Below are 20,617 nucleotides of genomic sequence, written 5' to 3'. Positions count from 1 at the left end.
GCAAGCGCGCTCCTACCGGGTCCCTGTTGACCAGGCAATGGCGTTGTATCAGGTACACAGCAGGATTTTTCACGGCTTTTCATTTCATTCAGGAGCGCAACCATGAGCACAGCGTTTGCCGAAAGCCCGATCAAGGCCCACGACGAAGAAAAGGACTACCGGTTCGAGGACAACCCGATCCTGGCCCGGCAAAAACAGCAGGAGTCCAACGCGCGCAGTTACCCGCGCCGGATTCCGCTGGCGCTCAAGCGTGCGCGTGGCATCTATGTCGAGGATGTCGAAGGCCGGGTGTTCATCGACTGCCTGGCCGGCGCCGGCACCGTGGCGCTGGGGCATAACCACCCGGTGGTCACCGATGCGATTCGCCAGGTGCTCGACGATGAACTGCCGCTGCACACCCTGGACCTGAGCACGCCGGTCAAGGACCGCTTCGTCCAGGACCTGTTCGCCGTCCTGCCGCCGGAGTTCGCGGCCAAGGCCAAGATCCAGTTCACCGGCCCGACCGGCACCGACGCGGTAGAGGCGGCGCTGAAACTGGTGCGCATCGCCACCGGTCGCAGCACGGTCATCGCTTTTCATGGCGGCTACCACGGCATGAGCCAGGGCGCGCTGAGCCTGATGGGCAACCTCAAGGCCAAGACCCCGCTGGGCGCGTTGCTCAGCACCGGCGTGCAATTCATGCCATTCCCCTACGACTACCGCTGCCCGTTCGGCCAGGGCGGCGAGGCGGGTGTGAAGACCAACCTGCATTACCTCGAAAACCTGCTCAGCGATCCTGAAAGCGGCGTGCAGCCGCCGGCGGCGATCATCGTCGAAGCGGTGCAGGGCGAAGCCGGGGTGATTCCGGCGGCCAACACCTGGCTGCGCGGCCTGCGCGAGATCACCGCACGGCACCACATTCCGCTGATCATCGACGAGATCCAGACCGGCTTCGGCCGCACCGGCAAGCTGTTCGCCTTCGAGCACGCCGGCATCGTTCCCGACGTGGTGGTGATGTCCAAGGCCATCGGCGGCAGCCTGCCGCTGGCGGTGATGGTCTATCAGGACTGGCTCGACAGCTGGCAGCCGGGCGCGCACGCCGGCACCTTCCGCGGCAATCAGATGGCCATGGCCGCAGGCTCGGCGGTGATTCGCTACATCGAAGAACACAACCTGGTCAGCCACGCCGCCGACGTCGGCCAGCGCCTGCGCACCCACTTGCTGGAGCTGCAAAAAAAGGTCCCGCACCTGGGCGACGTACGCGGCCTGGGCCTGATGCTCGGCGTCGAAGTGGTCGACCCGCACGGCCAGCCCGATGCCCAGGGCCACCCACCGACCGACGGCGCGCTGGCCGGGCGCATTCAGCGCGAGTGCCTCAAGCGCGGCCTGATCCTGGAACTGGGCGGCCGCCACAGCAGCGTGGTGCGTTTTCTGCCGCCGCTGATCATCACCGGCGAACAGGTCGATGAAGTGGCGCGGATTTTTGCCAAGGCCGTACACGCGGCGGTGGCGTCGGCTTAATTTTTTTCCGCATCACTCGTTTAATCCTTAGAGCTGGCCCGGCGCCGCTCGCGACCTTCAGACTTACTACGGAGCCACACCATGACCTCAGTATTCGACCGCGAAGACATCCTGTTCCAGGTCGTCGTCAACCATGAAGAGCAATACTCCATCTGGCCCGACTACAAGGAAGTCCCGAAAGGCTGGCGTACCGTTGGCAAGAGCGGTTTCAAGAAAGAGTGCCTGGCCTACATCGAAGAAGTCTGGACCGACATGCGCCCGCTTAGCCTGCGCAAACACATGGAAGAGCAGGCGCGCCTGAAACAGGAAGGCCAGGCCGTTCATTGAGGTCTTTGCCATGACACACGTGCAACTCTTCTGCCTGCCGTATTCTGGCGCCAGCGCCATGGTCTATAGCCGCTGGCGGCGCAAGCTGCCCGAGTGGCTGAGCGTGCAGCCAGTCGAGCTGCCCGGCCGCGGCGCACGCCTCGGCGAGCCCTTGCAGACCGACATGCAGGCCCTGGCCCGGCAACTGGTCAAGGAAATCATCCCGCGCATCAACGGTCCCTACGCCCTGTTCGGGCACAGCCTGGGCGCGCTGCTGGCCTTTGAAATGGCCCACGCCCTGCGCGAGTTCGGCGCCCCGCAACCGGTATCGCTGTTCGCCTCCGGCACCGCCGCGCCCTCGCAGCGCGACGACTATGCCAAGGGCTTTGCCGATCCGAAGACCGACGACGAACTCAAGACCGAGCTGCGCGACCTGAACGGCACCCCGCAAGAGGTGCTCGACAACCAGGAACTGATGGACCTGACCTTGCCGGTCCTGCGCGCCGACTTTCGCCTGTGCGGCCTCTACGCGTACCGCACCCGGCCGCGCCTGAACTGCCCGGTCCACGTGCTGGGCGGCAAGGAAGACAAGGCCACGCAAGAGCAGTTGATCGCCTGGCAGATCGAAAGCGCCGCCAACTTCTCGCTGGAAATGCTGCCGGGCAAGCATTTCTTCATTCACGAGCAGGAAGCCAAGGTGCTGCGCATTCTCAGGAATTGCCTTGAGGTGGATGTGCGCCGGTTTTCACGGCTTGCGTGTGCGTGATGGCTGTTCGCTGCTGAAGCAGCTCCTACGGTCGCGTGCACTCGTAGGAGCGGCTTTAGCCGCGAAAGGCGTCAATCCAGAACCCGACCCAACCGCCAATAGCCCATAAACGTCAGCGCCCGTCGATCCAGCCCCAATTCCCCGACTAGATGCCGCCGAATCGCCATGACCGCTGCCGATTCCCCTGCGACCCAGGCATAAAACTGAGCATCCGATGGCTTGGCCAGATCCCACAGAATCTGCGTGTCGATATCCACTTCGTGGATCTTCTGCGGCGCCTTGGCCCGTGCCGCTGATTCCGGCAACGTGGCCAGCTCCAGAGCCGCCTTGCGCATGCCTTCGCCATGCTCAAGCTGCTGTTCATCGCGTACCAGCCAGTTGATCTGGGCATTGGCCGGCTGACGAATGTCCAGCCGGTCACCGGCATGCGGCACCTCGATGAATGCCTGTACCAGCGGCGGCTGCGGCTGGTCGGCCAGCTCCTCGATAATCCCGGCAATTGCCGGCAACGCCGTCTCATCGCCAATCAACAACACATGGCGAATGCCCTCCGGCGGTTGCCATTCATAACCGCCTGGATCGCCTGTGTAATCACTATAGGGCGCAACCATCTGCAGCCGGTCACCCGCCTTGGCGTGGGTGGCCCAGCGTGAAGCCGGCCCGGTTTCGCCATGCAGCACGAACTCGACATCGACCTCGGCCAGTTCGGTGCGCAAGGCGCGGATGGTGTAGGTGCGCATCGGCGGCTTTTGGGTTGGATTGAGGTTGCGCAGGGTCTGGTGCCAGTTATCTTCCAGCGGCAGTTGCGGCGGCAGGCCATCGGGACCGGGGAACAGCAGTTTGACGCGCTGGTCCGGGGCGAGGGTCTGCATGTGCGCCACTTCAGGCCCGGTAAAGACGAAGCGGGTCAGGGACGGGCTGATGTCGATGCGTTCTCTGAGCGCAATGTCGAAGAGACGGTAGCTGGGCTTTTTCGCCGGAAGGACTTTTTGTACGGCACTGCGCAGGTTTTTGGAAAGGGTGGAAAGCATGGGAGGAGCCGCCTTTTACAAGGATGGATACTTGAATGACGAACCTGTAGCGACGTGCTTTACCCAAGTAGCAGTCTGTCGACCGGCGGCTAATTTTCCGGGCTGCGCACTCGTTCAGCTTGAAACAGAAATTGTTAGTGCCTGTGTGTTGGTGATCCGCCTACCCATCATTGTTCGAGTGCCAGGCCCGTGGACAATCCGGCCGCCGGCATTCGCAAGCACCCGAGGTTTATTGCATGAGTGAAGTGCTGAGTTTCGATATCAAGCCGCTGCAAGCGCACAAGGGCAACCTGCCGCTGCTGATCCAGGCACCTGAGCCGGGCATCAGCCTGCAAGAGGCGTTTGCCGAGTTGAAACCGCTGGTGGACCGGCACCTGATCGAAAGTGGCGGCATCCTGTTTCGCGGTTTCGAGGTGGCGGGCAATGAAGCGTTCCGCGAGTTTGCCTCTTCGTTTGGCCATCCGCTGTTGAACTACGAGTTCGGTTCGACGCCGCGCAGCAACGTCGCCAAGGGGGTCTACACCTCCACCGAATACCCGGCGCACCAGAGTATTCCGCTGCACAACGAACAGGCCTACACCCTGGAATGGCCGATGAAGATCTGGTTCTACAGCGTGATCCCGGCTGAAACCGGTGGCGAGACACCGATTGCCGACAGTCGCGAAGTCTACCGGCGCATTCCGGTCGCGATTCGCGAGCGCTTTATCGAAAAGCGCCTGATGTATGTGCGCAATTACGGCAACGGCCTGGACGTGGACTGGGACCAGGTGTTCAACACCGAGGATCCGGCGGTCGTCGAAGCCTATTGCCGCGGACACAATATCCAGTGCGAATGGAAAGACGACGGTGAGCTGCGCACCCGGCAGATTTGCCAGTCCGTGGCCCGGCATCCGGTGACCGGGGAATGGGTCTGGTTCAACCAGGCGCACCTGTTCCATATCTCCAACCTGCAGCCGGAAGTGCGCGAAAGCTTGCTGGACATCGTCGACGAGGAAGACCTGCCGCGTAATGTCTATTACGGCGACGGCAGCCCGATCGAAGACAGCCTGCTGGACGAGATTCGTGGCGTGCTGGACGAATGCACCATCAGTTTTCCGTGGCTCAAAAACGATGTGCTGATGCTCGACAATATGCTGGCGGCGCATGCGCGCTCGCCGTTTACCGGCAGCCGCAAGGTGGTCGTGGCGATGGCGCAGGGGTATTCCGAAGCGCTTCGCGGCTGACCTTCATGCATTTGGCAAAACCCTTGCGACCGGCCCTTGATGGGCCGGTTTGCATTTGCGCTGGCGGGCTAAATCAGCCTCTTGCTGTTTCGTTCTAGTGGGATTGATCGGGCCAACTGGCCCCGCTTCCTATTCGACAAGGACGCATTGCATGAATGCCCAAGACGCTCTGAAACTCGCCCGCCGCTTTATCGAACTGCCCCAGGAAAAACGCCGTCTGTTCCTCGTCGGCTTGCAGCAGCAGGGGGTGGATTTTTCTCTTTTTCCAATCCCGAGCGACGTAGCCAGCGACGAGCGCGACGGACTGTCTTACGCCCAGCAGCGGATGTGGTTCTTGTGGCAGCTCGATCCGCAGAGCGCGGCCTACAACCTGCCCATGGCCGTGCGCCTGAATGGCGAGCTGGATCAGGCCGCCTTGCACAGCGCCTTCGATGGTCTGGTCGCACGTCACGAGACCTTGCGCAGCGTGTTCAGTGAGCAGGATGGCCAGGTCAGCCAGCGGATTGTCGAACCGTTTGCGGTGACCATCGTCGGCCACGATCTGACCGGGCTGGATGCCGACAAGCGCGAAGAGCAGGTTCGCGCATTGGCCGACGCCGAGGCGCTGGCACCCTTCGATCTGGCTCAGGGCCCGCTGCTGCGCGTGCAACTGCTGAAGCTGGCCGGGCAGGAGCATGTGTTGCTGCTGACCCTGCATCACATCGTTGCCGACGGCTGGTCCTATAACGTCCTGATCGACGAGTTCATCCGCCTCTACGACGCCGCCAGCAGCGGCAGTGAAGCGGCGTTGCAGCCGCTGCCGATCCAGTACTGCGACTATGCCCTGTGGCAGCGCAGCTGGCTGGAAGCCGGTGAGCAGGAGCGTCAACTGGACTACTGGCGCACCAAGCTGGGCGACGAGCATGCGCCACTGGAATTGCCCCTTGACCACGTTCGTCCACTGACGCCGAGCTATCGCGGTGCGCGTCACGAGTTTCAGGTTGACCCGGCGCTGGCCGAGCGCTTGCGCGGTCTGGCCCGCGAGCAGGGCGTGACGCTGTTCATGGTGTTGCTGGCGGCGTTCAAGGTGCTGCTGCATCGCTACAGCGGCCAGCAGGCGATTCGCGTTGGCGTGCCGGTGGCCAACCGTAACCGCGCTGAGGTTGAAGGGCTGATTGGCTGCTTTATCAATACCCAGGTGCTGCATACCGAGATCGATCCGCTGATCGATGTGCGTGAGTTACTGCAACGGGTCAAGGAGACAGCGCTGGGCGCGCAGGGGCATCAGGAGTTGCCGTTCGAGCGTCTGGTCGAGGTGTTCGAGCCGCAGCGCAGCCTGGGTCGCAATCCGTTGTTCCAGGTGCTGTTCAATCACCAGCCGACAGTGGTCGATGCCGGGCAGATCACCACCCGCTCCGGGCTGGCGCTGGAAAAAGTCGCGCTGGACAAACACAGCGCGCGCTTCGATCTGTCGCTGGACACCTACGAAAGCGCCGGCCGGCTGCAGGCGGTCTTCACTTACGCGCTGGACGTATTCGAGGCCTCGACCGTCGCCACCTTGCAGCAACACTGGCTGCAACTGCTGGAAGGCCTGGCCGCCAGATCGGGCCATGCCGTCGGTGAGTTGCCGCTGTCGTTGCCGGAGCTGTCGCCAGCCACTGAACAAACCAGCGTCGACGGCGCAGACCTGTGCATTCATCAACTGATCGAGCAGGCTGCCAAGGCCAATCCACAGCGTGTGGCGGCGGTCAGCGGCGAGCAGCAGATCGATTACCTGACGCTGACCGAACGGGCCAATGCATTCGCTCATGTGCTACTCGAAAGTGGCGTACAGCCCGATCAACGGATTGGCGTGATCGCTGATCGCTCCACTGACATGCTGGTGGGCATTCTGGCGGTACTGAAGGCCGGCGCCGCCTATCTGCCGCTGGAGCCTGATCAGCCACGTGAGCGCCTGGACTTCATGCTCGCCGACAGCGATGTGCGCCTGGTACTGGCCAGGGCTGACTGGAACGGCGTGCTGCCGGACGGTGTGCAGCGGATTCATCTGGATCAAACGCTGCGTTGCAGCGACGCGCCTGCAGTCGCGGTTGCCGCGGATAACCTGGCCTATGTGATTTACACCTCAGGCACCACCGGCACGCCAAAAGGCGTGGCGATCAGTCATGCGGCGCTGGTGAACTATGTGCAAGGCGTGTCGCGGCGCTTGCCGCTGGATGACATCCAGAACCTGGCAATGGTCACCACCCCGGCGGCCGACCTGGGCCATACCGTGTTCTACGGCGCGCTGTGCGCCGGCAAGACCCTGCACATGCTCGACAAGCCAGCGGTGCTCGACGCCGATGCCTTCGCCGCCTACATGCACCGGCATGCCATCGATGCCTTGAAAATCGTGCCTTCGCACTTGCAGGCCATGCTCGCGGCCGGCGCGACGGCCTTGCCGCGTCACTGCCTGATCGTCGGTGGCGAAAGCTGCTCGGCCGAGTTGCTGGCGCACATCGCGCAACTGGCGCCCAAACTGCACGTGATCAACCACTATGGCCCAACGGAAACCACAGTCGGCGTCCTGACCCATGACATGGCTGGCCAGCCGGTGCTGGGCCGCCCGCTGGACAATATCCGCGCCCAGGTATTGAGCGATTGCCTGCTCGCGGTGCCAGGTTCTGCACGGGGCGAGCTGTTCATTGCAGGCGCTGGCCTGGCGCGGGGCTATCTGGGCCAGGCGGCACTCACCGCCGAGCGCTTTGTGCCGGATCCTGCCGGCTCCACGGGGTCGCGCATGTACCGCACCGGCGACTGGGTTCGCCGCAATGCCCAGGGCGAGCTGGTGTTTGCCGGGCGTATGGACGGCCAGGTGAAGATTCGCGGTTACCGCGTGGAACTGGCGGAAATCGAAAGCCGCCTGCGCCAACTGCCGGCCATCAGCAATGCCGTGGTGCGGGTCATTGGCGAGGACGCTGGCGCGCAACTGGCGGCCTGGCTGGTACCGGCAACGCCTGTGTCGGGTGACGCCGCGCAACAGGCGTTTGTCGACGCGATTCGTGCTGAGCTGAAACAGACTCTGCCCGAGCACATGCAGCCGACCCATATGCTGGCGCTGGAGCAGTTGCCGGTCACGGCCAACGGCAAGGTGGATGTAAAAGCGCTGCCTGAACCGGTGGCGAATGTGGCCAGCTATGTGGCGCCGGTCACGGCGTTGCAGATTCAACTGGCCGAGATCTGGGCACAGGTGCTGCAGGTCGAGCAGGTGGGGCTGACCGATAACTTCTTTGCGCTGGGCGGGCATTCGTTGCTGGCCACTCAGGTGGTGTCGCGGGCCAGGAAGCAACTGGACGTCGATATCCCGTTGCGTGCGCTGTTTGATACCCATGATCTGCAATCTTTCGCGGCATCGGTTCAAGGTTTGGGGCGCTCCGAGGACGCCGGTATCGAGCTGCTCGATCGCAGCACGCCGCTGGCGGTCTCGCATGCACAGCACCGGCAGTGGCTGTTCTGGAAGCTCAATCCGCAAAGTACGGCCTACAACACGCCGCTGGCGGTCAGGCTGCAAGGCGCACTGGATTGGCAGGCCTTGCAGGCGGCTTTCGATGCGCTGGTGGCCAGGCATGAGTCGCTGCGCACGATTTTTGAAGAGCAGGACGGTCAGCCATTGCAGCGGATCCTGCCGGCAGCGCCGGTTGTCATCCACTCTGAGGACCTGAGCGGGCAGGGCGCTGACGCGGTCACTCGTCGAATCGAGGAGCAGGTCGCCAGCGTTTTCGATCTGGCCAGCGGACCACTGATTCGCGTCACGGTCTTCAAGACCGCAGACGACGAGCATCTGCTGACCTTGCTGATGCACCACATCGTCTCCGATGGCTGGTCCATGAGCGTCATGGTCCGTGAGCTGGCCGCCAGCTACAACGCCCAGGCCAGCGGTCAACCGCTGGGCCGACACGCCTTGCCGGTGCAATACGCCGATTACGCCGCCTGGCAGCGCCAGCGTCTGGCCGACGGGCAATTGCAGACTCAGTTGGCCTTCTGGAAAGCGCAGCTCGAAGATGATTTCTCGGTGCTGCAACTGCCGGCCGATCACCCGCGTCCCCAAGAGCAAAGCTACCGCGGCGGGCGTATCGACATACATCTGCCGGCCGAGCTGACGGATAAGTTGCGTGCGCTTGCCGTAGGCGCCAATGCCACGTTATTCCATGTGTTTCTGTCGTCCTTTGCGATCCTGCTGTCGCGTTACAGCGGCAGCGAGAAGATCAATATCGGCATTCCGGTGACCAACCGTAATCGTCATGAACTGGAAGGGCTGATCGGCTTTTTCGTCAACACCATCGTTGCCCGGGTGGCGGTCGATCCGGTGCAGACGTTCGATGCGCTGCTGGCGTCGGTCAAGGAGACCACGCTAGAGGCGCAGGCCAACAAGGATGTGCCGTTCGATGCGTTGGTCGAGGCGCTCAAGCCTGAGCGTACGCTGGGGTACAACCCGCTGTTTCAGGTGATGTACAACCATTTGCGCGATTTGGGCGATCAGGTCTCCAGCGACAGCTTGCAGGGTCTGCACGCTGAGGAAGTCGATCTCTCCGAGAGCAATGCGCAGTTCGACCTGGTGCTGGATACGATGGAGCGCACCGATGGTTTGATGGCTTCGTTCAACTACGCCTGCGATTTGTTTACCCCTGCACGCATCAATCGTCTGGCACGGCATTGGGTCAACCTGTTGGAGGCGCTTGTCCGCACCCCTCGGCAAAGCATCTTCGAGCTGCCGTTGCTGGATCGTGAGCAATACCGGCAGATCACCCATGACTGGGCTCATGCACAACAGCGTTATCCGAACGATCAATGCGTCCATCACCTTATCGAAGCCCAGACCCGCCAGGCGCCAGACGCCATCGCCCTGGTTTGTGATGAGCAGGTGCTGAGTTATCAAGCCTTGAACCAGCGTGCCAACCGTCTGGCGCACAGGCTGCGAGCGCTGGGCGTGGGCCCGGACACTCGGGTCGGCATTGCGGTTGAGCGTGGCCCGGACATGGTGGTGAGCGTGTTGGCCGTCTTCAAGGCCGGTGGTGCCTATGTGCCTCTGGACATTGAATACCCTCAAGAACGTCTTGCTTACATGCTGCAAGACAGCGGTGCAGGCTTGCTGTTGACGCAAGCGCACCTGCTTGAGCGCTTGCCGGTGGCTGAATTGGTGCAGACGCTGATTGTCGAGCAGTCCGCGCAATGGCTGGAGGATTACAGCGAGGCAAACCCGGTCAGCCATGTTCATCCGCAAAACCTGGCTTATGTGATCTATACCTCGGGTTCGACGGGCTTGCCCAAAGGGGTGACCGTGGCCCATGGCGCGTTGGCCATGCATTGTCTGGCAGCGGCCGAGACATACTCGATCAGCCAGCACGATTGCGTGCTGCAATTTGCATCCGTCAGTTTCGATGCGGCGGCCGAACAGATTTTCATGCCGCTGGTTCAAGGCGCCCGTGTCGTGCTGGGTGATTTTGCCCGCGGATCACTGGAGCAACTGGCTACGCAGATCCGACGCCACGGCGTTTCCATTCTCGATCTGCCGCCTGGCTATGCCAGCCAATTACGTGAAAGCATCACCCAGGATGATGCACTCAGCGTGCGGGCTTGCATTCTGGGGGGTGAGGCGTGGGACCTGCGTCTGGCTGATGGAACAGGCGGTCTTCAGGCGCGGCAATGGTTCAACGCCTATGGCCCGACCGAAGCCGTCGTATCGCCGCTGATCTGGCCGGTAGATCAGGCCCATGCAAGTACATCGGGCCATGCCCCTATCGGTAGGCCGGTAGGCGAGCGGCGGGTCTATGTGCTGGGGGATGCGCTGAATGTGGTTGCGCCGGGCAGTCATGGCGAACTGTTCATGGGTGGCCAGGGCCTTGCCCGTGGCTATCACGCCCGCCCGGCCCTGACGGCCGAACGCTTCATTCCCGACCCGTTCGACGAACAGGGCGGGGGGCGTCTGTACCGCAGCGGTGACCTGGCGCGTTATTTCGATGACGGTGTGATCGAATACGCCGGTCGCGTCGACCATCAGGTGAAGATCCGCGGTTTCCGTATCGAGCTGGGTGAAATCGAAGCGCGTTTGCAGGAGCAGGCCGCCGTACGCGATGCCGTGGTACTGGCGCACGAGGGACCGAACGGTCACCAACTGGTGGCGTATGTCGTGCCCGCCCGGACGGTTGAAGGCACCGAGTCTTCTGCTGCACTGCGCGAGACCTTGCGCGGCGTGCTCAAGGACAGCCTGCCGGACTACATGGTGCCAGCGCACCTGATGTTCCTCGACCAGTTGCCGCTGACGCCCAACGGCAAGCTGGACCGCAAGGCGCTGCCGGCACCGGAAGGCAACCTGCAGCAGCACTATGTGGCGCCGCAGAGCGCGCTGGAGCAGCAGATCGCCGGGATCTGGCAGGACGTTCTGAAGCTTGCCCAGGTCGGCCTGACCGACAATTTCTTCGAGCTGGGTGGCGATTCGATCATTTCCCTGCAAGTGGTCAGCCGCGCACGCCAGGCCGGTATCCAGTTCACGCCCAAGGACCTGTTCCAGCATCAGACGGTGCAGGCTCTGGCTCAGGTCGCACGGCGTGCCGAAGGGCTGTTCATCGACCAGGGCCCGGTGACCGGCCGCTCGCCGCTGACCCCGATCCAGCAATGGTTCTTCGCCGAGCCCATCGCGCAGCGCCAGCACTGGAACCAGTCGGTGCTTCTGGCGCCGGTCCAGGCGCTGGACGCCACTCATCTGCACGGTGCCTTGCAGGTGTTGGTGCAGCACCACGATGCCTTGCGCCTGCGCTTCGAGCAGCAGCAAGACGCCTGGCAGGCTGACTATCAGGGCTCCGCGTCAGACTCACTGTTGTGGACCCGTCAGGTTGCCGATGTTCAGGCACTGGAAGCACTGGGCAACGAGGCGCAATCCAGCCTGAACCTAGAGCAAGGTCCGCTGCTGCGCGCAGTGCTGGCCGAACTGGCAGATGGCAGCCAGCGACTGCTGCTGGTTGTCCATCACCTGGTGGTGGATGGCGTGTCGTGGCGGGTACTGCTCGAAGACCTGCAACAGGCCTATCGTGCGCAAGCCGAAAGTCAGAAAGTGGCGCTGCCGTCCAAGACCAGCTCGTTCAAGGCTTGGGCGACTCATTTACAGGACTATGCCGTCAGCCCGGCGTGCGAAGCCGAACTGAACTACTGGCATGAGCAATTGCAAGCCAGCAGCGATGCCTTGCCTTGTGACCATCCGCAGGGCGGGCGTCAGCGCAAGCATGCCGCCTACGCCAATACCCGTCTGGACCGCGAGTTGACCTCGAAGCTGTTGCAGCAAGCACCAGCGGCCTATCGCACGCAGATCAACGACCTGCTGCTGACCGCGCTGGCGCGAGTGATCTGCCGCTGGAGCGGTCAGGCGCAGGCGCTGATTCGCCTGGAAGGCCATGGCCGTGAGGACCTGTTCGACGACCTCGATCTGACCCGCACCGTGGGCTGGTTTACCAGCATGTACCCGGTGAAACTGAGCCCGCAGCCTGAGCTGGGTGCGTCGATCAAGCAGATCAAGGAGCAACTGCGCGCGATCCCCAACAAGGGCATCGGCTACGGGTTGCTGCGCTACCTGGGCAATGACCAGGCTCGCCAGAGCCTGAGCCAGTTGGCGCAAGGTGAAATCGTCTTCAACTATCTTGGCCAGTTCGACGGCGGTTTCGACAGCGAGACCAGCCTGTTCATCCCGGCCAAAGAGCACGGTGGGCTGGAGCAAAGCCCTGAGGCGCCACTGGATAGTCTGCTGAGCCTCAACGGTCAGGTGTATGACGGTGAACTGAGCCTGGACTGGACTTACAGCCGCGAGGTGTTCGATGCGCAGACCATCGAGCAGCTGGCACACGCGTACGGCGAAGAGCTCAAGTCGCTGGTCGCCCATTGCTGTGACCCACGTCATCGCGGCGTGACGCCGTCGGATTTCCCGCTGGCCGCGCTGACCCAGGCGCAGCTCGACAGCTTGCCGGTGGCCGCCGAACAGATTGCCGACCTGTACCCGCTGTCGCCGATGCAGCAGGGCATGTTGTTCCACAGCCTGTACGAGCAGGAAGCGGGCGACTACATCAACCAGATGCGCGTCGATGTTGAGGGGCTGGAGGTCGAGAAATTCCGTCAGGCCTGGCAACAAACCGTCGATGCCCATGACAGCCTGCGCAGCGCGATTGTCTTGCAGGGCGATCTGCAGCATCCGGTTCAGGTGGTCTACAAGCAGGTGCAACTGCCGTTTGCCAGCCATGACCTGAGTGCTCAAGCCGATTTACAGGCGAAGCTGGACAGGCTGGCCACCGAGGAGCGCCAGCAGGGGTTCGAACTGACCCATGCCCCGCTGTTGCGTCTGGTGGTGGTGCGTACCGGCGAGCGTCGGCATCACTTGATCTACACCAACCATCACATCCTGATGGATGGCTGGAGCAACTCGCGACTGCTGGGCGAGGTGCTGCAACGCTACACCGGTCAACCCGTGGCGCTGCCTGCAGGGCGCTATCGCGATTACATCGCCTGGTTGCAGCGTCAGGACGCGACGGCCAGCGAGACGTTCTGGAAAGCGCGGCTGGCTGAGCTGGAGGGGCCGGTGCAACTGGTTCCGGCCACTCGCAGCCTGATGCTGGGCGAGCCGGGGTATGGCGATCACCATCAGGACTTTGGTGCGGCATCGACCCGCAAGCTGAAAGCCTTTGCCCAGCAGCACAAGGTGACGGTCAATACGCTGGTGCAATCGGCCTGGTTGCTGTTGCTGCAACGCTATACCGGGCATGCCGGCGTGTGCTTCGGTGCAACCGTCGCCGGGCGTCCGGCTGAACTGGCAGGCGTCGAAGATCAGATCGGTTTGTTCATCAATACCCTGCCGGTCATCGCCAGTCCGCGAGCCGAGCAACCCGTACGTGACTGGATCGCTCAGGTCCAGGCGCAGAACCTGCAGTTGCGCGAGTACGAACACACGCCGCTGTACGATGTTCAGCGTTGGGCCGGTTGGGGCACTGACGGGCTGTTCGATAACATTCTGGTGTTCGAAAACTATCCCGTGGCGCAGGCCCTGCAACAAGGCTCACCGGCGGGACTGTCGTTCAGTTCGACGGCCAGCCAGGAGCAGACCAACTACCCGCTGACCCTGACCGTCAGCCTGGAGGACGCGCTGGCTGTTCACTACAGCTATGATCGCCAGCACTTCGATGCGCAAGCGGTCGCGCAAGTGGCCGCCCACTTCGGCACATTGCTTCAGGCTCTGATCGTCAATGCCGAGACGCCTGTCGGTGAACTGTCGATCCACAGCCACGACAGGCAACGTCAATTGGTCGACCAATGGAGCCGCAAGCAGACCGCTTACCCAAGCGAGCGTGGCATCCACCAGTTGATCGAGGAGCAGGTCGAACGCACGCCGGATGACACCGCGTTGTTGTTCGGTGATCAGCAACTGAGCTACCGCGAGCTCAATCGCCGGGCCAACCGTCTGGCGCACCGCTTGATCGAGCTGGGCGTAGGCCCGGATGTGCCGGTCGGTGTTGCCGTTGAGCGTGGCCTGGAGATGGTCGTGGGCCTGTTGGGCATTCTCAAGGCCGGTGGCGCCTACGTGCCGCTGGACCCTGAATATCCACGTGATCGCCTGGCTTACATGCTGGAGAACAGTGGTGCCCGTCTATTACTGACGCAGGCGCAGTTCAGGGACCGGTTGCCTGTGCCCGACGGCATTGAAAGCCTGGAAATGGAAAGCTCCGGGCACTGGCTGGCCGAGTACAGCGAGGCCAATCCGCATAACCGCACCGCGCAGCAGAACCTGGCCTACGTGATGTACACCTCCGGTTCCACCGGACGACCCAAAGGTGTGGGCATTCAGCATGGCTCCTTGACGCGGCATGCCTGGGTGTCGATCGGCTTCTTCAACCTGACACCGCAGGACCGCATCCTGCAGTTTGCGACCTTCAACTTCGACGGGTTCGTCGAGCAGTTGTACCCGGCGCTGATCTGCGGTGCTTCAGTGGTGATTCGTGGCAAGGAGGTCTGGGACAGCGACACGTTCTATCAGGTGCTGATCGACAAGGACATCAGCGTGGTCGACTTGACCACGGCCTACTGGTTCATGCTGGCCAAGGACTTCCAGAGCAAGAAAGGTCGTGATTATGGCCGGCTTCGTCAGGTGCATTCCGGCGGTGAAGCCATGCCGCCAGAAGGCATTGCCGCGTGGAAAAAAGCCGGTCTTGAGTCTGTTCGCCTGCTCAATACCTACGGCCCGACCGAGGCGACGGTCACGGTCACCGCCCACGATTGCCAGGTGTACCTGGATGGCCACGAGTCGCTGCCGACCCTGGTGCCTATCGGCCATGTGCTGAACGGGCGCTCAATTTACGTGCTGGACACGGTGGGTGACATCGTGACCCAGGCGGCGATTGGTGAGCTGGTGATCGGTGGCGACCTGCTTGCCCGCGGCTACCACGCCCGCCCGGCCCTGACGGCCGAACGCTTCATTCCCGACCCGTTCGACGAGCAGGGCGGCGGGCGTCTGTATCGCAGCGGCGATCTGGCGCGTTACTTCGATGACGGTGTGATCGAATACGCCGGTCGCGTCGACCATCAGGTGAAAATTCGCGGTTTCCGTATCGAGCTGGGTGAAATCGAAGCGCGCTTGCAGGAGCAGAGCGTCGTACGCGATGCCGTGGTACTGGCGCACGAGGGGCCGAACGGTCACCAACTGGTGGCGTATGTCGTGCCCGCCCGGACGGTTGAAAGCGCCGAGTCTTCTGCTGCACTGCGCGAGACCTTGCGTGGCGCGCTCAAGGGCAGCCTGCCGGACTATATGGTGCCAGCGCACCTGATCTTCCTCGACCAGTTGCCGCTGACGCCCAACGGCAAGCTGGACCGCAAGGCGTTGCCGGCACCGGAAGGCAACCTGCAGCAGCACTATGTGGCGCCGCAGAGCGCGCTGGAGCAGCAGATCGCCGGGATCTGGCAGGACGTTCTGAAGCTTGCCCAGGTCGGCCTGACCGACAATTTCTTCGAGCTGGGTGGCGATTCGATCATTTCCCTGCAAGTGGTCAGCCGCGCACGCCAGGCCGGTATCCAGTTCACGCCCAAGGACCTGTTTCAGCACCAGACGGTACAAGCTCTGGCCCATGTGGCGCGGCGTGCCAAAGGGCTGGTCATCGACCAGGGCCCTGTGACCGGCCGTTCGCCGCTGACCCCGATCCAGCAATGGTTCTTCGCCGAGCCCATCGCGCAGCGCCAGCACTGGAACCAGTCGGTGCTTCTGGCGCCGGTTCAGGCACTGGACGCCACTCATCTGCTCGGTGCCTTGCAGGTGTTGATGCAACACCACGATGCCTTGCGCCTGCGCTTCGAGCAGCAGCAAGACGCCTGGCAGGCTGACTATCAGGGCTCCGCGTCAGACTCACTGTTGTGGACCCGTCAGGTTGCCGATGTGCAGGCACTGGAAGCGCTGGGCAATGCGGCGCAACGCAGCCTGAATCTGGAACAAGGTCCGCTGCTACGTGCGGTGCTGGCCGAACTGGCAGATGGCAGCCAGCGACTGCTGTTGGTCGTCCATCACCTGGTGGTGGATGGCGTGTCGTGGCGGGTGCTGCTCGAAGACCTGCAACAGGCCTATCGCGCGCAAGCCGAAGGTCAGAAAGTGGCGCTGCCGGCCAAGACCAGCTCGTTCAAGGCCTGGGCGACTCATTTGCAGGACTACGCCGTCAGCCCGGCCTGCGAAGCCGAACTGAACTACTGGCATGAGCAATTGCAAGGCAGTAGCGATGCCTTGCCTTGTGACTATCCGCAGGGCGGGCGCCAGCGCAAGCATGCCGCCTACGCCAACACCCGTCTGGACCGCGAGTTGACCTCGAAGCTGTTGCAGCAAGCGCCAGCGGCCTATCGCACGCAGATCAACGATTTGCTGCTGACCGCACTGGCGCGGGTGATCTGCCGCTGGAGCGGTCAGGCGCAAGCGCTGATCCGCCTGGAAGGCCATGGCCGCGAAGACCTGTTCGACGACCTCGACCTGACCCGCACCGTGGGCTGGTTCACCAGCATGTACCCGGTGAAACTGAGCCCGCAGCCTGAGCTGGGTGCGTCGATCAAGCAGATCAAGGAGCAACTGCGCGCGATCCCCAACAAGGGCATCGGCTACGGGTTGCTGCGCTATCTGGGGAATGACCAGGCTCGCCACAGCCTGAGCCAGTTGCCGCAAGGTGAAATCGTCTTCAACTATCTAGGCCAGTTCGACGGCGGTTTCGACAGCGAGACCAGCCTGTTCATCCCGGCCAAAGAACATGGCGGGCTGGAGCAAAGCCCTGAGGCGCCGCTGGACAGCCTGTTGAGCCTGAATGGTCAGGTGTATGACGGTGAGCTGAGCCTGGACTGGACCTACAGCCGCGAGGTGTTCGACGCGCAGACCATCGAACACCTGGCGCACGCCTATGGCGAAGAACTCAAGGCACTGATCGCCCATTGCTGCGACCCGCGCCATCGCGGCGTGACGCCGTCGGACTTCCCGCTGGCCGCGCTGACCCAGGCGCAGCTCGACAGCTTGCCGGTGGCCGCCGAACAGATTGCCGACCTGTACCCGCTGTCGCCGATGCAACAGGGCATGTTGTTCCACAGCCTGTACGAGCAGGAAGCGGGCGATTACATTAACCAGATGCGGGTGGATGTCGAAGGGCTGGAGGTCGAGAAATTCCGTCAGGCCTGGCAGGCCACGGTCGACAATCAGGACGTATTGCGCGCCAATTTCATCACCAGCCTGGCGGTACCTCTGCAAGCCATCGCCCGGCAGATGCAGGTGCCGTTCGTGACCGAGGACTGGCGCACCCGCAGCGGCCTTGTAGAGTCACTTGACGATCTGGCGCGCAAAGAGTTGCAGCAAGGTTTTGATTTGCTCAACGATCCGCTGCTGCGCCTGACGCTGATTCGCGTGGGTGACAAACGTCATCATCTGATCTTTACCAGTCACCACATCCTGATGGATGGCTGGAGTAACGCCCAACTGCTCGGTGAGGTTCTGCAACGCTACACCGACCAGCCGGTGCCGCAGGTGGCGGGCGGCTATCGCGACTACATTGCCTGGCTGCAACAGCAGGATCCTGCCGTCAGTGAAACGTTCTGGAAGCAGCAACTGAGCGAACTGGCCGGGCCAACGCGCCTTGCGCGAGCGGTCACTTCCGGGGCTGGCGAGCAGGCTTCAGGGCGCGGCGAATACACCCGCCAGCTCGATGCCCGGTTCACCCAGAACCTCGGTGATTTTGCCCGGCAACTGCGCGTCACCACCAATACTCTGGTGCAGGCCGCCTGGTTGCTGCTGTTGCAGCGTTATACCGGGCAGGAATGTGTCACGTTCGGCGCCACCGTCGCCGGGCGCCCGACCGAGCTTGTCGGTGTCGAGCAGCAACTGGGTCTGTTCATCAATACCCTGCCGGTTATCGCCAGTCCGCGGCCCGATCAACGCCTGGCCGATTGGGTCGAGCAACTTCAGGCGCAGAACCTGCAATTGCGCGAGCAGGAGCACACGCCGCTGTACGAAATCCAGCGCTGGGCCGGCTGGAGTGGCGAGGATTTGTTCGACACGCTGCTGGTCTTCGAGAACTACCCGGTGGCCGAGGCCTTGCAGCAAGCCACCCCGCAAGGCTTGCTGTTCTCGGGTGTGCATAACCATGAACAGACCAACTACCCGCTGAGCCTGGGCATTGTTCTGGATGACAGCCTGTCGATCCACTACAGCTATGACCGGCAGGCCTTCAGCGACCAGAGTGTGCGCCAGATTGCCGACCACTTTGCCCATTTGCTGCAAGCGGTGCTGGGCCATGCGGATCTGCCGCTGGGGCAACTGCCTTTGCTTGATGAGGGCGAGAGCCGCCAGGTCATTGAAGACTGGAGCCAGCTCGACAGGCATTACCCGCAAGGCAAAGGCATTCATCAGCTGATTCAGGAACAGGCCGACAAGGCACCGCAGGCGGTGGCGGTGATGTGCGGCGAACAGCAGCTCAGTTACCGCGAACTGGTGCAGCGTGCCAATCAACTGGCTCACAAGCTGCGTGAAGCAGGTGTCGGACCTGAAGTACGGGTTGCAGTCGCCCTGGGGCGTTCGGTCGATATCATCGTGACCTTCCTGGCCGTGCTCAAGGCCGGCGGCGTTTATGTCCCCTTGGACATGGCTTATCCGCAGGACCGCTTGCTGTACATGATCAAGGATTGTGAGGCCGCACTGGTACTGACCCAGAGCGACTTGCTGGCGCGCCTGCAACTGGCGGATGGTCTGCAAGCCCTGGCGGTGGATCGCCCTGAGCAATGGGCAGGCTATCCACTGACTGCGCCAGATGTCGCCCTGTCGGCAGAAAACCTTGCCTACGTGATCTATACCTCCGGTTCCACCGGCCAGCCCAAAGGCGTGGCGGTGGCTCACGGGCAGATCGTCATGCACTGCCTGGCCATTGGCGAACGCTATGAAATGACCCCGAACGACTGTGAGTTGCAGTTCATGTCGCTGGCGTTCGACGGTGCCCATGAGCGCTGGCTGACCACGCTGAGCCATGGTGCGCGCCTGCTGTTGCGTGGCGACGACATGTGGACCCCGGAAGAGGTTTATGACGTCTTGCACCGGTTCGAGGTGAGCGTTACTGCGCTGCCGCCGGCCTACCTGCAACAATTGGCCGAATACGCCGCCACCGCCGGTAACCCGCCTGCTGTGCGCGTGTATTGCTTCGGCGGCGATGCAGTGCCTCAGGCCGCTTATGAGCTGGTCTGGAAAACCCTGCGTCCACAACGCATTTTCAACGGCTACGGGCCGACCGAAACCGTGGTGACACCGCTGCTGTGGACGGCCCGCGCCTTTGATGACTGCGGGGCGGCCTATGCGCCGATCGGGACGTTGGTCGGGCAGCGCTGTGCGTATGTACTGGGCGCTGACCTGGATCTGTTGCCGGTCGGCATTGCCGGTGAGCTGTACCTGGGCGGTACGGGTGTTGCCCGGGGCTATCTGGGCCGGCCAGCGATGACGGCCGAGCGCTTCGTCCCCGATCCGTTCGGTGTTGACGGTGGGCGCGTCTACCGCAGTGGTGACCTGACCCGTGCCCGTCCGGATGGCCTGATGGATTATCTGGGCCGTATCGACCATCAGGTGAAGGTGCGCGGCTTCCGTATCGAGCTGGGCGAGATCGAGGCTTGCCTGTTGCAGGACGAGCAGGTCCGTGAGGCCGTGGTACTGGCCATCGACGGTGTCGGTGGTGCGCAACTGGTGGCCTATGTGGTGGCTGGCACAGCGGTGACGGACGAAGAGGCGGTGCGCACAGCCCTGAAAGCTGCGCTCAAGGCTCGTTTACCGGATTACATGGTGCCGGCGCATATCGTGTTGCTGGAGCGCCTGCCGGTGACGCCTAACGGCAAGCTGGACCGCAAGGGCCTGCCCAAGCCCGATATCAGCCAGATGCAGCAAGCCTATGTGGCGCCGCAGAGCGAGGTGCAACAGCAGATGGCGGCCATCTGGGCCGAAGTGCTCAAGCTGGAGAGGGTTGGCCTGAACGACAGCTTCTTCGAACTTGGCGGGCATTCGTTGCTGGCCACCCAGGTGATGCTGCGTGTGCGTGAGCAACTGGGCGTCTCGATGGCGCTGCGCGACCTGTTCGATCACCCGCAATTGAGTGATTTCTGCCAGCTCGCCGAGCAAAAAGATAACCAGGATGCGCCTTTACAGGATGAACTGGCTAAATCCCTGGAGGCCCTTAAACGTCTTACTGCAGAGGAAATTGACGAGCTGATTTCGTAGGAGATACATCAGTGCAAGAGCTACTCGACTCCGTAAAGTCGCT

General features: G+C 62.5%; 6 protein-coding genes. 5 read left to right on the top strand and 1 reads right to left on the bottom strand.

What is annotated here, in order from left to right; genetic code table 11:
* Positions 1–102 precede the first annotated feature (102 nt).
* The 3 genes from ACYAS9_RS02930 to ACYAS9_RS02920 all read left to right on the top strand — a co-directional run bounded on the left by ACYAS9_RS02930 (position 103) and on the right by ACYAS9_RS02920 (position 2,572).
* A complete protein-coding gene (locus ACYAS9_RS02930; protein WP_463566799.1) occupies positions 103–1,500 on the top strand; it encodes a diaminobutyrate--2-oxoglutarate transaminase in 1,398 nt (465 codons plus the stop codon).
* An 81-nt stretch (positions 1,501–1,581) separates the two neighbouring features.
* Entirely contained in the window at positions 1,582–1,827 is a 246-nt protein-coding gene (locus ACYAS9_RS02925; protein WP_459748815.1) for an MbtH family protein, read from the top strand.
* Positions 1,828–1,837: 10 nt separating this feature from the next.
* Positions 1,838–2,572 carry a thioesterase II family protein gene (locus ACYAS9_RS02920; protein ID WP_463566798.1) on the top strand — a complete coding sequence of 245 codons (735 nt, stop codon included), beginning with the start codon at positions 1,838–1,840 and terminating at the stop codon, positions 2,570–2,572.
* 71 nt (positions 2,573–2,643) lie between these two features.
* Here the strand turns inward: ACYAS9_RS02920 and ACYAS9_RS02915 are convergent, their stop codons facing one another.
* Positions 2,644–3,603 (bottom strand): siderophore-interacting protein, encoded by a 960-nt coding sequence (locus ACYAS9_RS02915; RefSeq protein WP_463566797.1) that lies wholly within the window; start codon positions 3,601–3,603, stop codon positions 2,644–2,646.
* A gap of 236 nt (positions 3,604–3,839) precedes the next feature.
* On the opposite strand from ACYAS9_RS02915, the gene ACYAS9_RS02910 reads away from it, so the two are divergent.
* Both ACYAS9_RS02910 and ACYAS9_RS02905 read left to right on the top strand, forming a co-directional pair.
* On the top strand, positions 3,840–4,826 hold the full coding sequence (locus tag ACYAS9_RS02910) for a TauD/TfdA family dioxygenase (protein ID WP_463566796.1): 987 nt from the start codon (positions 3,840–3,842) through the stop codon (positions 4,824–4,826).
* 151 nt (positions 4,827–4,977) lie between these two features.
* Positions 4,978–20,574 (top strand): non-ribosomal peptide synthase/polyketide synthase, encoded by a 15,597-nt coding sequence (locus ACYAS9_RS02905; protein WP_463566795.1) that lies wholly within the window; start codon positions 4,978–4,980, stop codon positions 20,572–20,574.
* Positions 20,575–20,617: the final 43 nt, after the last annotated feature.

Source organism: Pseudomonas sp. HP_08 (genome assembly GCF_055284095.1).
Note: the sequence above shows the minus strand (reverse complement) of the source record. Positions and strands in the feature narration are given on the sequence as shown.